Genomic DNA, 522 nt, shown 5'->3' on the forward strand with positions numbered 1-522 from the left:
GGCCGCGTGCCGTGGGCGCCGGCCCTGGTGGGCTGGGTCGGCGGCAACCACTGGCAGCAGCACGGCCAGCGGCCGGGACCCGGCGTGGGCTGGTTTCCCCTGTCGCCGCACGAGCGCTATGTGCCCGGCTACCGCGCCAGCGCGGACTATGAGCGCCGCATCAACCGCGTGGCCGAAGGGCGCCGCCCGATCATGGGTGAGCGGGGTGAGCGCGAGCGGCGCGAAGGCATGACGATGCTGCCGGGCGAGCGTTTTGGCGGCACGCGCACGGTCGACGTGCCGCGCCGCAACCGCACCACCATGCCGCCGCCCGTCATGCAAAGCTTGCCGTTGAGCACGGCGCCTGCGCCGGCCGGCAACTGGCAGCGTCCCGTTGAGGCGCCGCGCGGCGAGCGGGAGCCCCGGCGCGACTGGGTCAACCGCCCTGGCCGCCTGCAGACGGACGATGGCCAGACGCACCTGGCGCCGCATCCCATGCAGCCGAACCGCCCGCCCGTGCCGGCCCAGCCGCAGCAGCCGCCC

At 75.9% G+C, this 522-nt stretch carries 1 pseudogene; it reads left to right on the top strand.

What is annotated here, in order from left to right:
• Positions 1 to 522 (top strand): annotated as a pseudogene (locus tag CBW66_RS29190) (hypothetical protein); the annotation flags it as partial.

This window comes from Janthinobacterium sp. GW456P (genome assembly GCF_002127655.1).
Taxonomy (GTDB): domain Bacteria; phylum Pseudomonadota; class Gammaproteobacteria; order Burkholderiales; family Burkholderiaceae_D; genus Janthinobacterium.